The 22,364-nt window shown below is 47.6% G+C and carries 24 protein-coding genes; 6 read left to right on the top strand and 18 right to left on the bottom strand.

Annotation, left to right across the window (positions count from 1 at the left end; all coding sequences use genetic code 11):
- Positions 1-142: 142 nt before the first annotated feature.
- On the top strand, positions 143-1,075 hold the full coding sequence (locus PCI15_RS09635; RefSeq protein WP_271274114.1) for a LysR family transcriptional regulator: 933 nt from the start codon (positions 143-145) through the stop codon (positions 1,073-1,075).
- 212 nt (positions 1,076-1,287) lie between these two features.
- On the opposite strand, the gene PCI15_RS09630 is transcribed toward PCI15_RS09635, so the two are convergent.
- The 11 genes from PCI15_RS09630 to PCI15_RS09580 all read right to left on the bottom strand — a co-directional run bounded on the left by PCI15_RS09630 (position 1,288) and on the right by PCI15_RS09580 (position 11,505).
- A complete protein-coding gene (locus tag PCI15_RS09630) occupies positions 1,288-1,869 on the bottom strand; it encodes a restriction endonuclease (RefSeq protein WP_271274113.1) in 582 nt (193 codons plus the stop codon).
- Between the two features lie 170 nt (positions 1,870-2,039).
- On the bottom strand, positions 2,040-3,767 hold the full coding sequence (locus tag PCI15_RS09625; protein WP_271274112.1) for a protein adenylyltransferase SelO: 1,728 nt from the start codon (positions 3,765-3,767) through the stop codon (positions 2,040-2,042).
- A gap of 258 nt (positions 3,768-4,025) precedes the next feature.
- Complete coding sequence (locus PCI15_RS09620; protein ID WP_271274111.1) at positions 4,026-5,741, bottom strand: Na(+)/H(+) antiporter subunit D; 1,716 nt, start codon at positions 5,739-5,741, stop codon at positions 4,026-4,028.
- The gene (locus PCI15_RS09615) at positions 5,734-5,988 is read right to left on the bottom strand and encodes a hypothetical protein (RefSeq protein WP_271274110.1); all 255 of its coding nucleotides are present in this window, start codon (positions 5,986-5,988) and stop codon (positions 5,734-5,736) included. Before PCI15_RS09615 ends, PCI15_RS09620 begins: the two co-directional genes overlap by 8 nt.
- Positions 5,989-7,518, bottom strand: coding sequence for a monovalent cation/H+ antiporter subunit D family protein (locus PCI15_RS09610; protein ID WP_271274109.1), 1,530 nt, complete (start codon positions 7,516-7,518; stop codon positions 5,989-5,991).
- A complete protein-coding gene (locus PCI15_RS09605; RefSeq protein ID WP_271274108.1) occupies positions 7,515-9,065 on the bottom strand; it encodes a monovalent cation/H+ antiporter subunit D family protein in 1,551 nt (516 codons plus the stop codon). Before PCI15_RS09605 ends, PCI15_RS09610 begins: the two co-directional genes overlap by 4 nt.
- Entirely contained in the window at positions 9,065-9,424 is a 360-nt protein-coding gene (locus PCI15_RS09600) for a cation:proton antiporter subunit C (protein ID WP_205655897.1), read from the bottom strand. Before PCI15_RS09600 ends, PCI15_RS09605 begins: the two co-directional genes overlap by 1 nt.
- Positions 9,421-10,404, bottom strand: a complete 984-nt coding sequence (locus tag PCI15_RS09595; RefSeq protein WP_271274107.1) for a DUF4040 domain-containing protein — start codon at positions 10,402-10,404, stop codon at positions 9,421-9,423. The genes PCI15_RS09600 and PCI15_RS09595 overlap by 4 nt, the downstream gene beginning before the upstream one ends.
- Positions 10,404-10,736: a monovalent cation/H(+) antiporter subunit G gene (mnhG, locus tag PCI15_RS09590; RefSeq protein WP_271274106.1), complete on the bottom strand. Its 333-nt coding sequence runs from the start codon at positions 10,734-10,736 to the stop codon at positions 10,404-10,406. Before mnhG ends, PCI15_RS09595 begins: the two co-directional genes overlap by 1 nt.
- Before the next feature lie 23 nt (positions 10,737-10,759).
- Positions 10,760-11,026 (bottom strand): MrpF/PhaF family protein, encoded by a 267-nt coding sequence (locus PCI15_RS09585; RefSeq protein WP_271274105.1) that lies wholly within the window; start codon positions 11,024-11,026, stop codon positions 10,760-10,762.
- Positions 11,023-11,505, bottom strand: a complete 483-nt coding sequence (locus PCI15_RS09580; RefSeq protein ID WP_271274104.1) for a Na+/H+ antiporter subunit E — start codon at positions 11,503-11,505, stop codon at positions 11,023-11,025. Before PCI15_RS09580 ends, PCI15_RS09585 begins: the two co-directional genes overlap by 4 nt.
- Before the next feature lie 324 nt (positions 11,506-11,829).
- Here PCI15_RS09580 and PCI15_RS09575 point away from each other — a divergent pair, with 324 nt between their 5' ends.
- Positions 11,830-12,762, top strand: coding sequence for a hydrogen peroxide-inducible genes activator (locus PCI15_RS09575; protein ID WP_271274103.1), 933 nt, complete (start codon positions 11,830-11,832; stop codon positions 12,760-12,762).
- 198 nt (positions 12,763-12,960) lie between these two features.
- Here PCI15_RS09575 and PCI15_RS09570 read toward each other — a convergent pair whose 3' ends face one another.
- The gene (locus PCI15_RS09570) at positions 12,961-13,281 is read right to left on the bottom strand and encodes a hypothetical protein (RefSeq protein ID WP_271274102.1); all 321 of its coding nucleotides are present in this window, start codon (positions 13,279-13,281) and stop codon (positions 12,961-12,963) included.
- A gap of 213 nt (positions 13,282-13,494) precedes the next feature.
- On the opposite strand from PCI15_RS09570, the gene PCI15_RS09565 reads away from it, so the two are divergent.
- The 3 genes from PCI15_RS09565 to PCI15_RS09555 all read left to right on the top strand — a co-directional run bounded on the left by PCI15_RS09565 (position 13,495) and on the right by PCI15_RS09555 (position 15,924).
- Positions 13,495-14,160, top strand: coding sequence for a hypothetical protein (locus tag PCI15_RS09565; RefSeq protein ID WP_271274101.1), 666 nt, complete (start codon positions 13,495-13,497; stop codon positions 14,158-14,160).
- Positions 14,161-14,328: 168 nt separating this feature from the next.
- The gene (locus PCI15_RS09560; RefSeq protein ID WP_271274100.1) at positions 14,329-15,342 is read left to right on the top strand and encodes an IS110 family RNA-guided transposase; all 1,014 of its coding nucleotides are present in this window, start codon (positions 14,329-14,331) and stop codon (positions 15,340-15,342) included.
- A gap of 375 nt (positions 15,343-15,717) precedes the next feature.
- A complete protein-coding gene (locus PCI15_RS09555) occupies positions 15,718-15,924 on the top strand; it encodes a type 2 periplasmic-binding domain-containing protein (protein WP_271274099.1) in 207 nt (68 codons plus the stop codon).
- A gap of 156 nt (positions 15,925-16,080) precedes the next feature.
- On the opposite strand, the gene PCI15_RS09550 is transcribed toward PCI15_RS09555, so the two are convergent.
- The 6 genes from PCI15_RS09550 to PCI15_RS09525 form a co-directional block, all read right to left on the bottom strand.
- Positions 16,081-16,602 (bottom strand): hypothetical protein, encoded by a 522-nt coding sequence (locus PCI15_RS09550; RefSeq protein ID WP_271274098.1) that lies wholly within the window; start codon positions 16,600-16,602, stop codon positions 16,081-16,083.
- A 203-nt stretch (positions 16,603-16,805) separates the two neighbouring features.
- Positions 16,806-18,401, bottom strand: a complete 1,596-nt coding sequence (locus PCI15_RS09545; RefSeq protein ID WP_271274097.1) for a DUF4435 domain-containing protein — start codon at positions 18,399-18,401, stop codon at positions 16,806-16,808.
- Positions 18,402-18,868: 467 nt separating this feature from the next.
- Positions 18,869-20,050 carry a BaiN/RdsA family NAD(P)/FAD-dependent oxidoreductase gene (locus tag PCI15_RS09540; RefSeq protein ID WP_271274096.1) on the bottom strand — a complete coding sequence of 394 codons (1,182 nt, stop codon included), beginning with the start codon at positions 20,048-20,050 and terminating at the stop codon, positions 18,869-18,871.
- Positions 20,051-20,117: 67 nt separating this feature from the next.
- Complete coding sequence (locus tag PCI15_RS09535; protein ID WP_271274095.1) at positions 20,118-20,309, bottom strand: CPXCG motif-containing cysteine-rich protein; 192 nt, start codon at positions 20,307-20,309, stop codon at positions 20,118-20,120.
- A gap of 5 nt (positions 20,310-20,314) precedes the next feature.
- Complete coding sequence (locus tag PCI15_RS09530; protein ID WP_271274094.1) at positions 20,315-20,752, bottom strand: SRPBCC family protein; 438 nt, start codon at positions 20,750-20,752, stop codon at positions 20,315-20,317.
- Positions 20,753-20,825: 73 nt separating this feature from the next.
- Positions 20,826-21,527 carry an aspartate/glutamate racemase family protein gene (locus tag PCI15_RS09525; RefSeq protein ID WP_271274093.1) on the bottom strand — a complete coding sequence of 234 codons (702 nt, stop codon included), beginning with the start codon at positions 21,525-21,527 and terminating at the stop codon, positions 20,826-20,828.
- Between the two features lie 171 nt (positions 21,528-21,698).
- Here PCI15_RS09525 and PCI15_RS09520 point away from each other — a divergent pair, with 171 nt between their 5' ends.
- Entirely contained in the window at positions 21,699-22,310 is a 612-nt protein-coding gene (locus PCI15_RS09520) for a LysE family translocator (protein ID WP_271274092.1), read from the top strand.
- The last annotated feature ends 54 nt before the right edge of the window (positions 22,311-22,364 follow it).

The raw sequence follows: 22,364 nt of genomic DNA, 5'->3' as shown, positions 1-22,364 counted from the left end.
TCCCATTGCGGAATTTTTTACCGCGACTACAAACTATTTTCTTCTGCACAGGTGCTGCCCCCTGCTATATTCAGGTACTCTAGATTGAGTCCACCAACATTTGAAGAGAAAAAATCTACGCAAAAAGGAGTTAAATTAGTCAATGTCTAAACGTTTACCCCCCTTAAACAGCTTGCGAGCTTTTGAAGTAACTGCCCGTTGGGAAAGTTTAGCGCCTGCTGCTGAAGAACTGGCCGTAACTCCCAGCGCTGTTGGCCACCAAATAAGAACTTTAGAAAAAAGTTTAGGAGTGCGTTTATTTGACCGCAAAAATAAACGCTTAACTCTGACAGCAACAGGTAGACATTATGCAGAGCAGCTTAGTCAGGGATTTGATTTACTCGCGCGTGCAACTAATGCAGTTCGCAGAGAGAACGCTGACCGTAATATAACGATCAGCGCCACTCCCGCACTCGCAATTCGCTGGTTAGCACCCGCACTGGATCAATTGCGTGAACAAGGGGTACAGGGCATAAAAATTGACGCCTCTTCTCAAGAAGCTAACTTAGCAGCTGGGGAAATCGATATTGATATTCGCTATGGCAAGTCTGTTGAACCAGAGCTGATTACGGATATTCTTTTTAGCGAAGTTGTCTTTCCTGTTTGCAGCCAGGAATTTGCCATTAAACATAAGCTGAAAAAAAGTGAAGAACTTCTCACAACCCAACTATTATTTGTCGATGATTGGGGGAGTCGTGGCGGAATTTGGTCAGCTTGGCATGACTGGTTCCATAATCAGAATATAAGCAGTCAATCACTGACTGAAGCCGGACGCTACTCTGCGATGGATAAAGCAGTAACAATAGCAGCACAGGGTGGAGGAGTTGCAATGGGGGCTGATCGTCATTTACAGATGTTTAATGAACCTAGCAATCCTTTGGTAAGAGTGTGCCCTGATGTACCCGGTATAGAGTACGCTGCATACTTAGTATCTCTGCCTGAAGTAGCGGAAGAGCGCACGATAAGGGACATTAGATATAAGCTGTTAGCACTTGCTAAGCAATCTGACTCTGTATTACACGACGGAGCCTTTTAGATATTTATCAGCTTGGGCGAATAACTTCTAGCTGCTTAATTCATACTATGTGAAAAGAGTTGCGAACAGTGACGTTACTTATGGATAAAAGCCTATAGATAAAAATTTCATACGAGCCGAAATAACTCTATGTTTGCTGATTAACAGCATCAGGTCTTCCCTTTGCCTGTATTGATAAGCTAATAAAAAAGACCTGACCCATTTGTATATGATTAGCTAATCTTCGCCTTGCCATCAAACAACACCGCGAGCCTGTCCGACTGAATCAGCTCAATACTGTGCTCTTGCGCATACTTAACAGCGGCGTCGGAGACTTCACCTAAGGTCACGTAAAGGAATCCCGTCGCTTCGGTATTTTTCCCCGCAGCAACGAGTAACTTGAGAGGCTCTGTTCCCGTATTAGCCGCTTTAAACCGCTTACTGCTCAGCAACAGTTTTCTACCACCGTGGGTTAACACCATATCTGCGCCATTGCCTTTAAACACGCTGCTCTCGTAGCCACTTTTTATGTAATTAGCGGCTACTTTTTCAGCGATGACCCCGGCCGGCATTTCTCTAGCTTGCTGAACAACGTCCAGTACCCGCTTTTGCGAAGGTTGCTGTAGCTGTTTATAGGCAGCAATCGCACCGATTATTAAAAACGGCAGTGAACCTGTGATACTTAAAACCACATACTTTGCGTCGGTAAGCGCCAAACTGACCAAGAGAATGAACAGGCCAATTAATACGCTGTACCACCAGTTGGATCGCAACAGCACTGCAAACAACGACCCTTTGGCCATTTTTAACGCCATAAACAGATTACCTTTTGTGTTCTGCTGCCCCTGACGGAGCAGACAATGAGTAGATTAAATAAGCGGCCGTATGCCGGCACTTTTCTCAATCTCTGAGGCGTCCGGACAAATAAAGGCCAGCCCAGTAGCCAACTAATAGTCAGCGGTTACGGGAATACATTTTCAAAGCATCAAGATGAACAACTGTAATGCGACAAGCCACCAACTTCAAAATACTCAAACGGTTTAAGCCGGTAGTACTTGTCCTCTACTTCCTGTGACTGCTCAGCATATGGCTGCGTCATTACCTCCTGAAGCTCCCGCACCAGCTCGTAATTACCCAGGCGTGCCTGCTGATAAGCAGGTACAACCAGCCATTCCCGCCAGCTATATTTGGGGTTGACCTGTTTCATCTGCGCAGAAAGCAAGTCCCTGTCGTAAGTCTCCGTAGAACTCTCAATCAGTGAGCGCCAATTCGTCAACCACTGTGACCAGCGCAGGTCCATTGCATCCGGATCTGCCCGGTAAGCAGGCCCTCTGTAGAAGCTCTTTTTGAGCGGCTCAATATCGTCAGGGATTTCCGACAGTTCACGGAAGAAAATCGTGTAGTCGACCGCAGTTTCCAGCATGAGTGTTTGCAGCTCGTCTAATAAAGCGCCATCAAAATGCTCAAGACCCAGCTTGCTCGCCCACATCTGCTCGGTTTGCGCCTGTATTGTTTGAGCAAAGCCCGCCGGAATCTCGTCCAGTTGTTGTAAAACAACCGGGTCCGAGGCTAGCAAAGGCTTTAACGCACTGCAGAACATGTGGAAATTGGCCTCTGCGGCCACCGGCTGATTGTAAAATGAAAAGTGCATTCCACCGCCGGTCCAGGGCTGAAAACGCGGGTTGAACAGTTCGCAAAATCCAAACGGACCGTAGTCGAGTGTGAAACCGCCCACAGCACAGTTGTCGCTGTTGAAGTTACCCTGGCAATACCCAACACGGATCCAGTTCACCACCAGTGAACTCAACCGATCACGAAACGCCTGCGCCAGCAGCAGTATCTTGTCGACCATCTCTAACCGGCTGTCGATAACGTCAGCGTACTCACGATCAATCAGGTGCAGGACGAGCATTTCAAGCTCAATCATCGCTTCAGGATGCTCGCCTTTGCGGGCGCGCCGCCCAAAGAGTTCCAGCTGACCAACCCTGATAAATGAAGGTGCCACCCGTGTCGAAATGGCAACAGGTTCAGCGATAACCCGATCCGGATTCTGTGAGCGGGAGCCTTCTGAGTACCATTGCCGGTCTACTGTCTCGGTTTTTGAAACATACAGACTCAGCGAACGGGACGTAGGAACACCCAGCGCATGCATATGCTCCTGCGCCAGAAACTCGCGAACACTGGAACGCAGAACTGCACGCCCATCAGCACCGCGGCAATACGGAGTGCGGCCAGCGCCTTTTAACTGCATCTCCCAGCGCTGACCGTTAAGAACCGCTTCCAGTACAGACAGCGCGCGGCCATCGCCGTAACCGTTACCGGTGCCAAACGGACATTGCTGATAATATTCAGTGCCATAGATAGACAGCGCATACCCGGTCGCCCAGCCAGTACTGCGCAATGGCGCAGGTACCTGAGCCATATCGCCGGAGAACATCTGCATAAAATCGGCCGACTGCGCCAGGCTGTCGGCAAAGCCAAGCTCCCGGAAAAAGCTTTTGCTGTGAGCAATGTACTCAGGATTCTGGATAGGTGTCGGGGTGACAGGCACATAATGCCCGGTAAAGACCTGCCGCGGCGCATGTTCAGCGCCGTTTTCATCCGCATCCGGATCACAGTTGAGTGTCTCCAGAAACGAGTAATCAGCCAGGTTGGACAGTTCATCAAGCGTCGTAACGCCTGAAGAAGTATCGGAAGACAATGGCTTTACCATGGTGGGGCCTCACACGGGAATGAATGAACGAAAACTGCAGATTTTGCCCGTAAAATCAGCAAAACAATAATGGGGCTTCTCTTTTAAAAATAAGCCTTCCAGGAAAAAAGCCTTTCAGAAAATAAACCTCTCAGCCTAAGAATAGACTGAGAGGTTCTTTACTGGCTACCCGAAGAGCCGGGGTAACGCCAGAATGTCGTTTAATCCGCAATTTTGCTATCTGAAACTGCTATCTGAAACTAATAGCAGTCAGGATAATCAGTGCAGGTAATAAAATAACAGATAGACCACCAGCAATATCGCTACCCAGACAACCATGGTTTCAGTTGGCCATAGCTTGGCAAAGTAACCCTTTGGCTGGCCTGCCTCGGCATCATATGAATTCTGTACCATTCGTTTGACTGAATGGATGACAGAATTTTCAACGCTGACATACGCACCGTAGGTTGTGCTCGCCACCCGTTTCACAACAGCCGGCGCAAGCTTACGGTAGAACCAGTCAGCATCGAGATTGGTCGATGGCAGCTCAGGCGGATACATATTCTTCATGTTCAGCCATACAAACGCGAGCGCCGAGAAGAACAGCAACTGCAGCTGAGTTAACACGTGAGTAACATCATAAGGCTGATAGCTATGCTCCCACGGTAACAGGGCATAAACCGTCTGGGCCGGGAAAGTACCTAAAACAACGCATGCTACTGCTGCCAACGTCATGGCGACAAGCATGTTTTTAGGCGGCTCAGTTGTACGGATACCTGAATCGTGCGCAAAGAAGGCAAAGTAAGGGATCTTGATGCCCGCGTGATGGAATACACCTGCAGCAGCAAACAACAGCAACAGCCAAACCACATCATAACCTTCGGCAACCGCTGCAGCCATAATCATCGACTTGGATACGAAACCGCTGAACAGTGGGAAAGCCGAGATAGAGGCAGCACCGACAATACAGAGCACCGTGGTTTTAGGCATACTTTTATATAAGCCACCCAACTCGGAGCCATTGATCTTACCGGTCATGTGCAATACCGCACCCATGGTCATCATCAGCAGGCCTTTAAAGATAACGTCATTAAAGGCGTGTGCGACGGCACCATTCAGCGCGATTGCAGTACCAATACCAATACCCACGATCATAAAGCCGATCTGGTTAATCAGACTGTAAGCCAGTACCCGTCGCAGATCATTCTCAATTACGGCAAAGAAGATTGGGAAACACGCCATGGTGACGCCGATCCAGACCAGAATTTCTTCCCCCGGAAAACCCCGGGCAAAGGCGTATACCGCTACCTTCGTTGTGAATGAAGCTAAGAAAATTGTACCGCTGGGCGTTGCCTCAGGGTAAGAGTCGGTTAGCCAGTTGTGCATAAACGGGAACGCACACTTGATACCAAAGCCAAAGAAAATTAACCAGGCTCCGATCTGGGCAATACCTTCATGTTGCAGGCCGATCTGGGTGAACAGCAGACTGTTATTTACCTGGGCGAAAATCAACAGGCCCACGAGCAACAGGACGCCGGATAATACCTGAATAATCAGGTAGCGAATGCCGGAAGAATAAGCACGGTCCGTCCGGCGGGCCCAGATCAGGAATACCGACGTCAGCGCCAGCAGTTCCCAGAAAATAAACAGCGTAAGCAGATCGCCAGCAAACACCGCACCCACTGCACTTGCTGCATAAGCCAGACCAGCCACATGCTGAACGGTATCTTTAACATGCAGCGCATAGATAACCGCTATCAACGAGGCAAGATGGAAAAGATAACCAAACATCAGGCTGAGTTTGTCTACTTTTACCGGCTCCAGGGCATACCCCATAAACTCAAGGGACCAGAACACACCATGGTCCATCCCCATCAGGTTTATAGCCCCCAGAATTGGCGCAACAATCATTATCAGATTGCGCAGCCAGCCCCGCAGAAATATCGCCGCCAGTGCACCCAGCAACAAAGGAAGAAACGGTATAACACTATTCATCGTAGTAATCTTCCCCACGCATCAGGTACTTACGCATCTCTGTCGCGATAAGCACCAGAACAACACAACCAATAAAACCGTAGATGGCATAAAATGCTGGGATGTTCTCCCAGTCATGATAGATATGCCGGTTCACCATAAAATCAACCAGAACTAACAGGCCGCAGATAACATAGAAAACTTTTAACATTTTTTTAACGTTTTCCGGCTTATCAAACCAGCCATCTGAATCATGATTATCAGACATCTAGCCCTCCCCCATATTCGTTGAAGCTGCCATATCGGTTGAGACTCCCGGAATCATATTAATAAGATCGACCAGGGGCTGCATATAGAAAAACAGTGCCAGACAACCAACAGACGTGATCGACAGCGCAATCAGAATCGGTAACGGCGCTTCCTTAGTTTCTGACCAGGACCACGGCTGTGCACCTTCAGCAGGCTTGCTGAAGAACGCCTTGATCGGAATCGGTAACAGGTAAGCAATGTTTAGCAGGGAACTTACCATCAGCACTGCCACGATGATGAGTTTGTCCGTCTCTAACGCGCCAATAGCCAGATACCATTTACTCCAGGTACCTGCCATCGGCGGCAAGCCGATAATACTGATGGCACCGATAGTAAACGCGGCGAAAGTAAGAGGCATTTTGCGCCCCAGCCCCACCATATCGCTGATATTTTTCTTATGGCTGGCAACCATGATGGCACCGGCACAGAAGAACAGCGTGATCTTACCGACCGCATGGGTCGCAATATGCAAGGCAGCGCCGGCACTGGCGATGGAAGATGCAAGCAGAGCACCGACCACGATATAACTCAGCTGACTCACTGTTGAGTAAGCCAGACGGGCCTTCAGGTTATCCTTGGTCATGGCAATACAGGATGACAGCACTATGGTCGCCGCACCGATATACAACATGACATCGGTGGTCGCCAGATCCTTCAGACCTTCAATACCAAAGATATAGATAACGATCTTCAGAATGCTGAACACACCGGCTTTTACGACCGCAACGGCGTGCAATAAGGCACTTACCGGAGTAGGTGCAACCATCGCAGCGGGCAACCAGCGGTGGAAAGGCATAATAGCCGCTTTACCTACGCCGTAGCAGAACAGCACCAGCAGAACACTGAGAACCACCTTATTATGGGAGTCATCAAAGATACCGCCAGCCCGGAAATCCAGCGTTCCGGTCAGGGCATAGGTACCCAGCACCGCGAATAGCAGGAATGCGATTGAGGTACTCAGCAAAATGCCCAGGTAGACCCGCCCGCCCTGCTTTGCCGCATGGTTGCCGGCATGGGTTACCAGAGGGTAAGTTGAAAGCGTCAGTACCTCATAGAAGATGAACAGCGTCAGCAGGTTGCCTGAAAAACAGATACCCATGACTGAACTGATTGCCAATGCAAAACAGCAGAAGAAACGCGTCTGGTTGTCTTCATTATGGCCACGCATATAGCCGATGGCATAAATGGTGGTCACGATCCACAGGAAGCTGGCAACGATAGCAAACAGCACGCCTAACGGTTCAACATCAAAGCTGATCCCAAGCCCCGGAAATATCTCAACCACATCGGACTGAAGCGCGACGCCGTTGAAAGTGTAATCCGTAATTGCCAGCACAATAGTGAACAATATGCCGGCGGTTATCAGCGTCACCGCTTCACGCAGATTAGGGAATTTACCCGTCGCAATAACCAGTAGCGCACCAATAAAAGGAACACAGATAGATAGCGCAATTAACTGCGCCGGTTCGATTGCCTGCCAGAGATTCATGATGAAACCTCCTGCACAACAATGTCTGACATCTGACCATCCTGTGTATTACTCACCGACATACTGTCAGCCTGGAAAAGCCACTCTGCAGCGCTATTCGCCGCTTCAGTCGTCAGGGACGTATCAATGCCGAAATAGATATTCGCAATCACCAGTACCCACATCGGCGCCAGCATCAGCCAGGACACTTCTTTGATGTTTTTCGAACTCTGGGAGTCAGGCAGTTTCTGGAAATAAGCCGCTTCAAGCACCCGGCCAATATAGACAACCGCAAACAGAGAACCGAGCAGTACCAGCGCTGCTACAATCCAGTTATCCTGCTCCAGCGCTGCTGTCACTAAATACCATTTGCTGACAAAACCAGCGGTAAGCGGTACACCAATAATACTCAGGCCAGCGATGGTAAACGCCGCCATTGTCAGAGGCATTTTTCTGCCCAGACCCGCGAACGCTTTGATATCGACAGAGCCAACGCGATAAAACACTGCGCCCACAGCCATAAACAGGGCTCCCTTCATCAGCGCGTGGTTAAAGATATGGATCATACCGGCCATAAGCCCCGCGACACTCACCAGGCTAAGCCCAAGGATCATATAGCCAATCTGCGCAACACTGCTGTAGGCAAGTACGGTCTTAACGTTACCCTGTACTGTTGCCATGTAGGAGCATTTGAAGATAGCAACAACCGCCAGCACCATCAGGATCAGGCCCATCCCCATATCAACAAAGACATGCTCAATGCCGAACACAGTGAAGATAAAGCGGATCATGACGTAGACCGCCACTTTCGTCGCCGTACTGGCCAGGAATGCTGTCACTGCCGAAGGTGCATGGGTATATGCCGGCGGCAACCACATATGCAACGGGAACAGTGCAAGCTTGAGACTGACACCGACCATGATAAACGCGAGACCGGTATTGATCGTACGGCTGCTGTCGTAAGCATCCATTCTGACCGCCAGATCCAGCATATTCAGGGTACCGGTTTTCATGTAAAGCAAGCCAACACCGATCAGGATAAAGGTCGCACCGATAGTCCCCATCACCAGATAACGGAATGCTGCTGTCAGACAACGCCGGTCCGAAGCCAGACTCACTAAGGCGTAGGTCGCCAGTGAAGAGACTTCCAGGAACACGAAGAGGTTAAACGCATCACCGGTAATCAGGATGCCTGAAAGACCGGCAAGGCATAGCAAGTGTGCGGTGTAGAAAAGCGAGTGATTTGCCGCTTTCACCTCTTTCTCTATGCTGTCTTTTGAATACACCAGCACCAGAGTGGAGATAGCCGTTACTGCCAATAAGACAAAGGCATTAGCAACATCAACGCGTAATTCGATTCCCCAGGGCGGCGCCCAGCCGCCAACGGCATAGCTGACCACACCATCAGATAAGGCTGCTGCCAGCAATTGCCAGGAGAATATAAATGCAAGACCACTGACCAGGGTAGCGAAGCCCCAGGAAAGTACTGACCGGCCCAGAATAAGTGCAATAGGTGCTGCGATCATGGGCAGTATGATAGGAAGCGCAGCCAAATGTTGTTCAAGCATCAGATTGCATCATCCTTCTTATTATCAAATTCATTCTCTTCAACGGTGCCATAAGCGCGTTTAATCCGGACAATCAGTGAAAGCCCCACCGCTGTTGTGGCAACACCTACAACAATGGCGGTAAGAATAAGTACGTGAGGAAGCGGATTCGAGTATTGAGTAACCCCCTCCACCACGATAGGTGCGGTACCTCCGGTCACTTTACCCATGGATATATAGAGCATGAAAACAGAGGTCTGAAAAACATTCAGGCCAACAATTTTCTTAACCAGATTGTTCGCAGAAATAACAATGTAAAAACCGGCCATCATCAGAAATACGACGATCCAGTAGTTGTAATAATCGAGGATAAAGTTCACTGGACGTTTGACCTCTCAGCCTGACTGCCAAAGGCATAGAAAATATTCAGCATGACCGCAAACACGGTTAAACCCACCCCCAGCTCAATAATGATGATGCCATAGTGCTGACCGGCTAACGGATCTGCGGCGAGTTGGTTGTAATCAAGGAAATTTCCGCCCTTATACATGCTGTACAAACCGACACTGGCATAGAGCAGCACGCCAAAAGCAGCCATCCACTGTAAGAACTTGGGTCCAACGACGGCAAATGCTTTGGGCAGGCCGAAAACCAGGGCATACAAAATGAAAGCCGCTGCCGCAATGACGCCTGCCTGGAAACCGCCGCCAGGGCCGAAGTCGCCATGGAACTGAACGTATAAAGCAAACAGGATCACCAAAGGAATAATGACCTTCGCAATCACTTGCAGCACCCGGTGTGATTCCAGACCCGATTCCAGATCTTTCTTCTTCTTACGTCGTACGCCCAGCAGAGAGAAAACGCCGATGAAGGCCGAGAATACTACGACCGTTTCACCCAGCGTATCGAAGCCACGATAACTCGCCAGCACCGACGTAACCATATTCGGCAGGCCAACTTCTTTCGGTGACTCTTCTATATAACGTGGTGCGACATGCTGATGCACCGGGTTATCAGGATGCCCGAAAGGAGGCATATCGAGCGTGCCGTAAATTAACGCTGCACCTGTAAGCGTGACAACAAACAGCGGCAATAGCGTAGAGCGGGTGCTCAGTCTAGGTTTCTCCTGCCTGCCGGTCAGCGCCAGCGTTCCGAGCATCAGAACGGTAGATATACCCGCCCCCACTGACGCTTCAGTAAAGGCAACATCAACCGCATCAAGGTTCACAAAAATCAACGCGGAAAGGAAACTGTAGATACCGAACAACATTACCACGGCAAACAGATCTTTTAAGAAAATGATCCACAAGGCGGTCAGTGCAAGCATTGCCAGCAGCACCAGATCAATAAACTCTGCCATTACTGAGTATGCTCCTGTTTATCTTTCGGACGGGTTTCCGCCAAAGTAAGCAATCCACCATGACGGGCAGACTTTGCCAGTGCATGGGATGCTGTAGGGCTGGTGACCATTAAAAACAGCAAAATAAACGCTAACTTAGCCGTATTCAGATCGAATGAAGTTTGTAACAGTAAACCGCCAATAATTAACACGGCGGCAATAGAATCGGTAACACTGGCTGCGTGTACCCGGGTGAAAAAATCTGGAAATCTGAACAGCCCGACAGCGCCGCTCAGTCCAAAAAATATACCTGCGAGAAGCAATATGCTACTGACAATGTCAATGAAAAGCATGGCTTACCACTTATACTCAGTTGTTATTCAATTGGTGAGGTATATTCGAAGAATCGAAGTACCGCGACCATCCCAATAAAATTAATCAGCGCATAGACAATGGCGATGTCCAGAAAGTCTGGTCGTCCCATCAAAAATCCTAAAACCGCGATAAATAAAACGGTCTTGGTGCCAAACATATTGACCCCAAGGATACGGTCATAAACCGTAGGTGATTTAAATGCTCTGGCCAGGGCAATCCCCATGACGACCAGAATAGCAATGCATACTGCTGCCAGAATATCTGTCATTTGTTTTTGCCCCAGATGCCCGTAATCTTTCTTTCCATTTCACCTTCTTTCAAATCATCGATAGACGATTTGTGTAATGCATGGACGATTACTTCATCATCTTTATCTTCAATGTCCACAGTCAACGTACCGGGAGTCAGTGTGATTGAATTTGCATAAAGGACACGGCTGCTTAACGGAATCTCTTTTGAGCTGATTTTTGCGGTAGCTGGCGAAAGCTTATCCGGTGAGCCCCAGATGAGTTTCGTAACGTGGATGCTGGAACTGATGATTTGCCCAATCAGCCAGGGAAGATAGCGGATAAGCCGAAGGCTTGTGCCGATCGGCGCGGACTCAGTTTCGACATTATCCATTCGTTTCAGTACAAAGAGTACGACAACGACTGAAATAACACCGAAGCTCAGTAATAAAGGTTCGATGAAGCCAGATAGTAACAACCAGAATACTGATAGTACTACCGCCCACTTAACGATATGCATGTAATATCGCTCCAATTTTTCCCGAAATTATTCTTGTTTTGTCCGGCTAGGGTAACCGGGGTCAAAGCCGGCAGACGCCCAAGCTTAATGGCAGTTAACCATAAATGGAACCAAGCAAGCAGACTTTTACTTTTCGCAAGCAAGGTTCTCCGGAAACACAGAAAGCCTCAACCTATCAATAAATTGCGGCTTATTCATTAGTCCAGATCAACTACGGGGCGTAATATTGCGATTCAACAACTGATAGCTCAATAGAGATTATTTAATTTTATTGATAGGATAATCCTATCAATATAAAAGTTATGATACTAAAGAACCACAACTATGGCCCTGAAAACACCTACCATTAAGCAGTTGGAATACTTCGTATGCCTGGCCGAATCCACGACATTCCGTAGCGCTGCAGAACAGCTCAAAATCAGTCAGCCAACGCTGACAGCGCAGATCTATAATCTGGAAAAAACCTTAAACCTGACCTTAATTGAACGCAGCCGCAGCGGCGCGACCCTGACGCCGGCAGGCAGGGATATACTGCTGAACGCCCGCCAGGTGCTTGAAGAAATGAATGGCCTGCTGGATCAGGCAGCCATGATGAATCACGGGCCCGGAGGCACCTTCCGGATGGGGGTATCACCCACCGTCGGCCCCTACCTGCTGCCGCATATATTACCGGGGCTACATCACACCTATGCATCCCTTAAACTCTTTGTACGGGAAAACACACCTAAAGCCCTGGAGCTTGACCTGCTTGAGGGGCGACTGGACCTGGTACTGATTCCAAAACCCTTTGGCAACCCTCGCCTGACCACAGAAGTGCTGTTTGACGAACCCATGAAACTGATCACACCGGATGATCATCCGCTGGCTAAGCTGAAAAAAGTCCGATCTGAGAATCTGGAAGGCCAGAATATACTGACACTGGAAAAACAGTACGGTAGCTATCAGCAGATGGAAGTCCTCTGTTCCGAACTGGGTGCGACAATCGCAAGGGATTACGAAGGAAGCAGTCTGGACGCCCTCCGACAGATGGTGATCATGCAGATGGGATTAACCTTCTTGCCCTCCCTTTATATGTATTCTGAAATTCACCAGCCTCAGGGACTGGTCGTCAGGGATATAGAAGACCTGAATCTGCACCGCACCCACGTACTGGCATGGCGGCAGAACTCACCGAACCGGGGTTTTTACAGACAATTAGCCGAGCTGATACGCTCATTAGTGAAAACCAATCTGGCTGAAGCCAAATTAAGTTTCTGAATACACGACGGCAAAGGATTGCGAAGACACTTCGTCCAGGACGATACCCCAAAGGGTGACTTCAGCAGTGCGGTAAGGTTAACAGAGCCAGGTCTTTCTTTTTGCTTTTCTATTAAGCTGGCAAAGAAAAAGACCTGACCCTTTATATTTGTGAGTATTCCTGCATACCACCAGAGTTTTCAATCGATACCTGCCAATTCACTTATTTTTATTTAACTCACTTAATTGTTGTTTCCGAACAGCTTTTAATTCTCTGTTTTTTCGAATCATAATCATCAGAAAAAGCACATTCATAAGAAAGTATGCAAGCGTTATCATTACCGCCGAATAACGGGAAGCCAAAAACCATGCACAAGCAACCAAAACAATTGCAAAGGCATTAAACCCACCAGCGAGGCTGGTATTAAATTCGGTACTGGCTGATCGCTTTAAAGCTTCGGGAGAATCATTTCCAGCGTTCCCTTTCAGCAGCTTTAATTTAAAGACTGCTAAATCACTGTGTTCCTGACCTTCAGCCATAATATTCATCCTAATAGGGTAACGTGGCAATGGTTAGCAAGATCAAGCCTTTCCTGTTGCTTGTCTTGGTAAGCATGTAAAAGATAAGGCTTGACCTCAGGTGTTCACTTTATTTTTTACGCTTCAAAAATAGAGATATTCGTGCTCGCTCTGTATGTAATTTTGTTCTAATAAGTTAAATTTAAAGCATATTTTATTGAAAGGATAATGGATATGGCTCCAAAGATAAAAGCAAAAAAAGAATCAGGACTAATTTACCTGCGAGATATGCTTGAGAAGACGCTTCAGTACACTCGTCTCGCATATGAAAAATACCGTATTCCAACTGCATTTCTTCCTAGTGCAGGTAGGGAAATCGCAATCACTCCTCTGTTCGTCGCTGCCGCATACGAGTCTAATTTTGTCGCTACAACTGAAATTCAGGTTTCTAGGAAAAGTGGACTATCAAAAGGAAGATTAGATTTAGCCCTTTTTTCTAAACGAGATGGCAGACGTGCTGACTTACTAGAACTTAAGGCAACCAGATACATTATATCTACAGATGTGGAAGTTGGACTAAAAAAATTGCGGGATAGTATACAGTCAGCTAAAGACCAACTTGATGACATTGATTATGACGAGATAGAGATCCAAGACCCTGGAAGAGTCGCAGTAGTTATTCAAAACATTATCTGTCTATCTTCAATAACTAACGGTGAAAAATGGGAAGATAAAGAAGATGAATACCATCAAAAAGCTGATATTCTGTACAAAAAAGTCACTAAAGAAACTCCTGACTCTCTTGTTGGTTTAATCAAGTGGCCTTCACCTCACAAGGTTAACGCTTCGCATGATAAGTATTCATCAATTGGTTTACTTGTTGTTTTACAAAGAGTATAACCATAATAATACTGCGCTACGAATACTTAGAGATTAATGGGGTCAGGTCTTTCCTTTTACATGTTTTGGTAAGCTGGCAAAAAACAAGACCTGATAATCTTCTAGCCGCCTCCTCAATCAGGTGGTATCCGTTAAAGTGAAAATACCCACCTAACCAAGGAGGCTTCTATGACACTTTATTGCGGTATCGACCTACACAGCAACAATTGCGTCATCTCTATTATCAATGAAAATGACCGGGTCTGCTTTGAAAAACGGTTGCCTAACGATATTCATCACATTCTCGATGTGTTGCAACGCTTCAAACAAGACCTCTATGCATGTGTGGTGGAATCTACTTATAACTGGTATTGGCTGGTCGACAAACTGGTTGAGCAGGGCTTCAACGTTAAGTTGGCACATACCACCGCTATTCCTCAGTACTCCGGCCTGAAACACTGTAATGATCAGAGTGATGCACGTCATCTGGCGCATCTGTTACGTCTGGGCATCTTACCTGAAGGGTATATTTATCCGGCAGAACAACGGGGCTTGCGGGACCTTCTCCGCCGGCGATTACTGTTTGTCAGACAACGAACACTTTATCTGCTCAGCCTGCAAAGCCTCATTGCCCGTCAGGCTGGACTGCAAATGTCTGCCAATCAAATAAAGTCCCTGAAGGGAGAGCAAATCGACTCATTGTTTGATCCCCCTATACGACTGGGGGCTCAGCTAACCTTTCTTGCGTTGGAATGGCAGACAAAGGCTATCAAACTGATCGAACGGGATGTGTATAAACAAATGGGTCATTCAGTACTGTATGACCTGATCAACAGCATACCGGGAGTTGGGAAGGTACTTGCCTCAACCATTGTTCTGGAAACAGGCAGTATTGAACGCTTCCCCGGCCCCGGTAACTATGCTTCTTATGCTCGCTGTGTCAGCGCTGACAGAATCAGCAATGGCAAAACAAAAGGCCATGGCAATGCTAAAAGCGGTAATAAATATCTGAGCTGGGCATTTATGGAAGCGGCTCACTTTGGTGCAATCTGGAGCCCAGGGATTAAACGTTACTATCTGAAAAAACAACAGAAACGTCATGTGATGGTTGCGAAGAAAGCCGTTGCTAATAAACTGGCCCGGGCCTGTTATTTTATGTTGAAGCGTGAGGAACCATTCGATGAAAAACGCGCCTTCAGCTAGATAAGTTACTCCGCGGCTGATGACGTGTTTGGGGTTGGCTTCGAGCTTTAAGACCTGATTATCACAGCTGCGGACCTTAAAAAAGATGTTATTGAATCGCCTCACGCATAAGCTCTGATGAGTTTGGCCCTGAGAGGCCGTAGATCTGAATTAAACTGGCTATGCGTGGGCACTGACCATTTTCTGGAGCCGGACACGGCTTGGGGCTTATGCAATATCGTTAAGCCTAGAACCTGATGGGTGACTGGTGCGTTTCAATGAAACAACACCCGCCGATGAAAAGACAGGTGCGGTCTAATAACAACTTTAAAGCAGACGGATGGTGTACAAGACATCAGGAACTTACTCACCCTGTTGACCGGAAACGGCTAATGGGTGACCCCGCATATTGTTTATATCTATTCTGAAATTCACCAGCCTCAGGGACTGGTCGTCAGGGATATAGAAGACCTGAATCTGCACCGCACCCACGTACTGGCATGGCGGCAGAACTCACCGAACCGGGGTTTTTACAGACAATTAGCCGAGCTGATACGCTCATTAGTGAAAACCAATCTGGCTGAAGCCAAATTAAGTTTCTGAACGGACGGCTGCAAAGGATTGCGAAGACACTTCATCCGTAGTGATACCCTCAAAGGTGACTTCGGCAGTGCGGTAAGAATGACAAAGTCAGGTCTTTAAGCTGGCAAAAAGCAAGACCGGACCCTTTATTTTTAGCAGCCCCTATTGAACAGTTTGTTAGCTGCCGGTAACTAGTTCGTTTATATACCATTGTTTATGAAATTCAGTTAAATCTTCCATTTGCTTTCCAAGCACCCCGATTAAGCCACCAGTCCAAGTTGAAAAAGCTTGTGAGCCATCAAGATTGTATACATTTTGAGGTAAGTTCCTTAAAGTATAAACAGGATTTTGAACACCATATTCCATACCGGTTTCCTTAAAGAAGCTACCTTCAAGCATGAATTTTTGACGACCTCTGAATGACAAAACAACCCTGTGGTATTGTTTGTCTTTCAACTTCTCAGACAACTGTAATAGGACTCTTGTCACATCCATTGGACTTTTATCCGATTGAACACCTCGAACATCAAAAACTATAACGCTTGGGTTAACAAACCAGTCAAAATGGACAAAAATACTAATCCCTTCATTTCTAGAGTCTGAAGCGACTACGTCAGATAACTTTTTTTGCAAGGTAAAGTAATTCCAACTAGCAACTAGAGCGCCAATTAAAGCCAAAATTATTACAAGTTTACGCATAGTATTTATCTTCCTTGAGGCAGCTAAAAGGTTAACGGGGTCAGGTCTGTTCTTTTGCTTGCATTGGTAAGCTGTCAAAAAACAAGACCTGACCCCGCGTGTTATAAAAAACAAGACCTGACCCCGCGTGTTATAAAACAACTGGCTAAAATAAGCGAGGAACGAGCAAAAGCCAGCTGCTTTTTGTCCGTTTAAGCAACTTGTTATGTCATGTGTTGCTGAAAGTTACCAAAATATGGCTTTAAGGCTGTTACTAAAGATTCTTTACACTCTCCCTTTATCAGCCTTACTACTGTTTCAGGTAAACTACCATTGGATAAACCTAATGATGTACTAACTTGAGTACAAAGTGATTTACGATTATATAAGGCTAGTAGTTGCTTATAATCTCTAGCTTCCAATACATCGGTTAACCGTTGATTTATATCTGAGTATATTTGATTAACGTCAATACTTGTAACTAAATTTTGTAGTGCTGTATTAATATTAGCAGCACCTTTTTGGCTGACATCAAATACGTTAAGTTTATATTTTATTTCACTTGATACATGCAGTGACACCTGAGTTTCAAGTTCTGATTGGAGTCGTCCAAAAATTGTATTGGATACTGTTGCGAAATCATTAGATGAATCACGAGCAAGCCTTTCACTTACAATTTTTAATACCTCCTCTGTGCAAAATAAATTTTCGACTTCAGCAACTTCCAGCACATATACAGAACCTTGCTCTAATTTCGTTATTTCAGTTTGGAGGCGCCTATCTCTATCTATTACCCCAAATACATCTAAATGATGAATTTGCGAGTTAGCTTTTAGTGCCTTTACAGATTGAATTACTTGTGAGCAACTACCGCGAGGAATGACAAGAAAGTTAGGTAACAATTCTCGATAAAGGCTGCTATCAAAACTCCCATTTTCTCCTTCGACAAATACAACAGGTTTTCTGCTGCCTAATACTTCAATAAGCAACTCATTTGGTAGATTCTCATCTTCATTGATAAGCTCCCAATCCCACTTTTGACCATCGAATGACTTTAACCAGATAGATTTTGTTGCTTCTTTGGCTGCTGCAAAATCGACATCATGGGTTAAATAAACAAAAAGGCAGTCTTGACGTAGTTTTTCTATGGCATCCCATAAAGGCGCTTGTACTGACTTATGTAAGTGTAATTCAGGTTCATCGATTACAATGATGCCATCTTTTGGAGCCGCTAAACATTGCCCAATAAGATAAAATATAACTCTCTCTCCATCGCTCATTTCGGATGAATTATATATTTTGTCTTCTTGCCCTTTTATCCGTGTTTGAATCCGTAGCCCTCCAATGATCAACTCTCTATGAGGAAGAATTTTTTCCCAGAGCTCTTTGACTCGATCAATCTTAGTTGTCGGCGGTGCAACACGATCTTCCGAAGCAATGCACGCTCTTTTGAATTTAGCATTTTCTTCTGTTTCGTCGGAAAACAAATAAACCATGAGTTTTTGGAAGTCATTCAATAATGTAGTCGCGGGCTTGCTACTCCATTTATTCACTTTGTTTTGATAAGTCCATCCAGGGTTACCAAATAGTAAATCTTTTTCCGCTTGCTCAATTGATTGTGGTGTCGTGGAATCCGGTAAGGCCAAAGATTTTTGCGCAGAAATTCTATGCACAAACTCTTTTTGTGGGGAATTTATCTCTATCCATGTGCCTAACCTAGTTTTACCTGAACCATTGGCACCTATAAGTAACATGCTTTGGCTTGTTTCAATTGATTCAGTTGTATTTTCTTTAGGAAGAGTAAGTGCTTTAGTGACCAATTTTATCTACTCCATCAGAATGACATAACATTTTAATAACGAGCGTGTGTATTTTTCTGACAACACAGAAAACACTTATAGCTGCAACCAATTGAATTTAAACATTTTTTAGACATCAAACCCACTTTCCTCCGATAAAAATGAGCATGCGTGTTGTGATGACTGACTGGGCGCGTAAGTCTGCACAGCGAGGTCCTTAAGTGCTTAATATGTAATCGATTAATGGAAAAGGCAAGACTGAAATATAGCTGTTATTGATAGACAGCAAGCATACGAGAAAGAGCTATCCGAGCGTTGTCAGATGAGAAATGTGTGTTACTGAGAATAGCCAAAACCAGCGTGTCCGCGTTGATACAAAACAGCCACCCGAGATACAAGTGGCTCTACCCTTCATAAACATCAGGTTGATATAAAACTTAAACTTAGAGATCAGACAAACGTCCGCTTGTCTAACCTAACATCTCTGATCACACAAACTGCCCGGCGGCGAAGCCGCAGGCCCAAGCCCACTGGAAGTTGTGGCCGCCCAGGTGGCCGGTAACGTCCAGACATTCACCCACGAAGTACAGCCCCGGGGCTTTTTTGGCTTCAAAGGTTTTTGAAGACACTTCATCCGTGATGATGCCGCCCAGAGTGACTTCGGCGGTGCGGTAGCCTTCCGTGCCGCTGGGTTTAACGGTCCAGTTGTGGAACTGGTCAGCGATGGCCGCCAGCTTTTTGTTGTCGAACTGATTCATCGGGCCGCTGATGTTCCAGAGTTCACAGAAGGTCTGCGACATCCTCTTACTCATCAGCTGTGCAAGCTGGTTTACGATATCGGCTTTGCCGTGCTGAGTTTTTGCCTCAAGCAGCCAGTCACTGAGGTCCAGTTCCGGAAACAGGTCGATGGTTACTTCGGTGCCCGGCTGCCAGTATGAAGAGATCTGCAGAATCGCCGGGCCGCTGATACCCCGGTGGGTGAACAGCATGTTCTCACGGAAACTAACCTTACCGATGCTGGCGGTGACCGGATGGGATACACCGGAGAGCGGCTTAAAGTGCTCCAGATCTTTCGGTTGCAGGGTGAACGGCACCAATGCCGCTTGCAGTTCGGTGACTTCCATACCGAACTGTCGGGCCAGATCATAGGCAAAGGAGGTTGCGCCGCCGTTAGGAATCGACAGCCCGCCGGTGGCAATCACCAGCGACTGACACTGCAGTTCACCTGAGGTGGTTTCCAGCCGGTAGCCGCCGTCGGCCAGTGCTTCAACCTTGTTTACGCTGGTTTCAGTACGGATTTCGGTACCGGACCAGTCACATTCGGTAAGCAGCAATTGCAGGATTTCTTTACTGGATTCATTACAGAACAACTGGCCAAGGGTTTTCTCGTGGAATTCCACCCCGTGACGCTCCACCAGTTCGATAAAGTCAGCGGCTTTATAACGGCTCAGGGCAGACTTGGAAAAGTGCGCATTGGCAGAGAGAAAGTTATCCGGGCTGTTGTGGATGTTAGTGAAGTTACAGCGGCCGCCGCCAGACATAAGGATCTTACGGCCAACCTTTTTGGTGTGCTCCAGAACCAGCACATCCCTGCCCCGGTATCCGGCGGTTGCAGCCGTCATTAATCCTGAGGCTCCGGCACCAATAATTACTACGTCGCGGCTTTCCACTGTGTGTTGTCTCTGTCAATCTGAAAGGCGCGTAGTGTACACAGATACAGGCACCTGAAACAGTGTTTCAGGCGTCATCTTCACGGCGCAGCTGTATCTCCGCTTCCCCGTCGGTAATGAACAGATCAAAGACAATGGGCTGACAACACACCTGACAGTCTTCAGTGTATTGTTGGTTGCCGGCGCTGCAATCCAGCAGGCAGGTAAAACCGGCACCGCAATAAGGGCATTCCACCCGCCGCTCTTCAAGGCACTGCATGATGATCAGCTGTGGTCGATGTGAATGTCATCGGGAAACGGCTGGCCGGTACCGGTCTCGATCAGGGCTTTAAGGCTCAGCAGAAACACCGCCCACTTGGTGGTGCAATGGGCCATAAAGTCGGTCGCTTCTTCCCAGTTGGCGTGGCGGAAACGCACCATTACCTGATTTTCCCGGGGGATGAGGTCAAAGCTGACTTCCGTGCCCTTCCAGGCTTCCGGCATATCGCCATGGTGCCGCCAGACAACCTTTTGATCCGGGATCAGTTCGGTGACCTGAAAATCCGGCCCGCCGCCGTTAAATCTGAACTGTATGACTGAGCCGACTTCGCCGGCACCGGTGACATCGTTGGTCCACCAGTCCATTAGCCCTTCATTGGTGGTAAGTGCTTCGTAGATGTCCGTGGCACTGCCGGCAATTCCCACCTGATGGTTGATGATCATAACCGCCTCCTGCTGACTGTAACTGTTTCAGATGCTGTCTGATTAACAGTTTAGTCAGCCTGAAGGCAGCCTGCTAAGAATCCTCTTGCAGCGCGAGCTTAACGGCACCTTCCGCATGCAGTGCAGTGGTGTCATATAAAGGCACAGTGGTATGCTCAGGCTTCACCAGCATGGCGATTTCGGTACAGCCGAGGATCACCCCTTCAGCGCCACGGGCAAACAGGTTGTCAATAATCTTCAGGTACACCTGCCGTGAAGTATCCTTCACCTGGCCCTGACACAGTTCTTCATAAATGATGCGGTGAACATCATCCTGCTGAGCAGCATCCGGCACCAGTACCTGCAAGCCAAACTTGTTGGTTAAGCGGCCTTTATAAAAGTCTTCTGCCATGGTGAAACGGGTGCCCAGCAAACCGATTTTCTGAACACCGTCCGCCAGCAGTTTTTCGGCGGTTACATCGGCAATATGAAATAAAGGAATGCTGATGGCCGCTTCCACCTCATCAGCCACCTTATGCATGGTGTTGGTGGCGATGAGCAGAAAGTCCGCTCCGCCCCGTTCAGTAGCCGCCGCCTGCCCGGCCAGAATTTCTGCCAGTTGCTGCCAGTCGCCGGCGTGTTGTAACTGCTCAATCTCCGCAAAGTCCACACTCAGCATACAGACTTTCGCGGAATGCAGGCCGCCCAGTTGTTGTTTAACGCCCCGGTTCAGCGCGGCATAATAGTCCGCACTGGATTCCCAGCTCATGCCACCCAGCATGCCGATTGTTTTCATAACGCCTCCTGCTTTCATTGAGTGCGAAAAAGTCTGGCACGGCACATTGAATGACACAATTTATTTATTGCCTGACATGCAATAAGACTCCAGCCTGCCAGTTGCATTTCACGTGTCACAACGCTTAAATGCAGCTCTTCAGGGAACCGTTATCTGCTTAAGGATCAATACATGACATTCACCGCCTGGCTTTCACTTTTTCTGGTTTGCTGCCTGGGGGCGATGTCTCCCGGGCCGAGTCTGGCCGTGGTGCTTAAACAGACGGTTAATAACAGCCGCCAGCACGGTTTACTCACCAGTTGGACACACGCTGCCGGCGTTGGCCTGTGGGCGTTCGCCACAGTGACAGGCTTATCCCTTCTAATCAGCCAGTCCGGCCAGCTGTTTACCTTCATCACCTGGGCAGGTGCTGCCTATCTGGCATGGATTGGAGTACAGGCGATCAGGGCGGGGGCCGCCGGTGCACTGAATGTCACCGCCAGCCGGCAGGTTTCACTGGTACAGGCCGGTCAGGAAGGCCTGCTGATTTCATTACTGAATCCCAAGCTGGCAATTTTCTTCATTGCGCTGTTTTCCCAGTTCGTTTCTGCCGATGCAAGCCAGGCCGATAAACTGATTCTGATTGCCACCGCCACCCTTGTTGATGGCTTGTGGTACACGCTGGTGTGTCTGGTGTTGTCGAAAGGTTCAGTGCTGAGCCGGTTACAGCGCAACAGCCAGTGGATTAACCGGATCACCGGGCTGGTATTACTCGCGCTGGCGATCCGGGTGGTGACGCTTTAATGCCCAGACTACAGATACAAAAAAGCCCTGCAGTGCAGGGCTTTTTACTTTAAC

It is taken from the genome of Aliamphritea hakodatensis (assembly GCF_024347195.1).
GTDB classification, from domain to species: domain Bacteria; phylum Pseudomonadota; class Gammaproteobacteria; order Pseudomonadales; family Balneatricaceae; genus Amphritea; species Amphritea hakodatensis.
Note: the sequence above shows the minus strand (reverse complement) of the source record. Positions and strands in the feature narration are given on the sequence as shown.

Bases quoted from the DNA above. Each gene is read 5' to 3' on its own strand.
- PCI15_RS09585 (WP_271274105.1), bottom strand. From the start codon at position 11,026: ATGACAGATATTCTGGCAGCAGTATGCATTGCTATTCTGGTCGTCATG.
- PCI15_RS09550 (WP_271274098.1), bottom strand. From the start codon at position 16,602: ATGCGTAAACTTGTAATAATTTTGGCTTTAATTGGCGCTCTAGTTGCT.
- mnhG (WP_271274106.1), bottom strand. From the start codon at position 10,736: ATGCTTTTCATTGACATTGTCAGTAGCATATTGCTTCTCGCAGGTATA.
- PCI15_RS09625 (WP_271274112.1), bottom strand. From the start codon at position 3,767: ATGGTAAAGCCATTGTCTTCCGATACTTCTTCAGGCGTTACGACGCTT.
- PCI15_RS09635 (WP_271274114.1), top strand. From the start codon at position 143: ATGTCTAAACGTTTACCCCCCTTAAACAGCTTGCGAGCTTTTGAAGTA.
- PCI15_RS09525 (WP_271274093.1), bottom strand. From the start codon at position 21,527: ATGAAAACAATCGGCATGCTGGGTGGCATGAGCTGGGAATCCAGTGCG.
- PCI15_RS09530 (WP_271274094.1), bottom strand. From the start codon at position 20,752: ATGATCATCAACCATCAGGTGGGAATTGCCGGCAGTGCCACGGACATC.
- PCI15_RS09595 (WP_271274107.1), bottom strand. From the start codon at position 10,404: ATGGCAGAGTTTATTGATCTGGTGCTGCTGGCAATGCTTGCACTGACC.
- PCI15_RS09575 (WP_271274103.1), top strand. From the start codon at position 11,830: ATGGCCCTGAAAACACCTACCATTAAGCAGTTGGAATACTTCGTATGC.
- PCI15_RS09560 (WP_271274100.1), top strand. From the start codon at position 14,329: ATGACACTTTATTGCGGTATCGACCTACACAGCAACAATTGCGTCATC.
- PCI15_RS09620 (WP_271274111.1), bottom strand. From the start codon at position 5,741: ATGAATAGTGTTATACCGTTTCTTCCTTTGTTGCTGGGTGCACTGGCG.
- PCI15_RS09535 (WP_271274095.1), bottom strand. From the start codon at position 20,309: ATGCAGTGCCTTGAAGAGCGGCGGGTGGAATGCCCTTATTGCGGTGCC.
- PCI15_RS09605 (WP_271274108.1), bottom strand. From the start codon at position 9,065: ATGCTTGAACAACATTTGGCTGCGCTTCCTATCATACTGCCCATGATC.
- PCI15_RS09630 (WP_271274113.1), bottom strand. From the start codon at position 1,869: ATGGCGTTAAAAATGGCCAAAGGGTCGTTGTTTGCAGTGCTGTTGCGA.
- PCI15_RS09570 (WP_271274102.1), bottom strand. From the start codon at position 13,281: ATGGCTGAAGGTCAGGAACACAGTGATTTAGCAGTCTTTAAATTAAAG.
- PCI15_RS09520 (WP_271274092.1), top strand. From the start codon at position 21,699: ATGACATTCACCGCCTGGCTTTCACTTTTTCTGGTTTGCTGCCTGGGG.
- PCI15_RS09615 (WP_271274110.1), bottom strand. From the start codon at position 5,988: ATGTCTGATAATCATGATTCAGATGGCTGGTTTGATAAGCCGGAAAAC.
- PCI15_RS09610 (WP_271274109.1), bottom strand. From the start codon at position 7,518: ATGAATCTCTGGCAGGCAATCGAACCGGCGCAGTTAATTGCGCTATCT.
- PCI15_RS09565 (WP_271274101.1), top strand. From the start codon at position 13,495: ATGGCTCCAAAGATAAAAGCAAAAAAAGAATCAGGACTAATTTACCTG.
- PCI15_RS09580 (WP_271274104.1), bottom strand. From the start codon at position 11,505: ATGCATATCGTTAAGTGGGCGGTAGTACTATCAGTATTCTGGTTGTTA.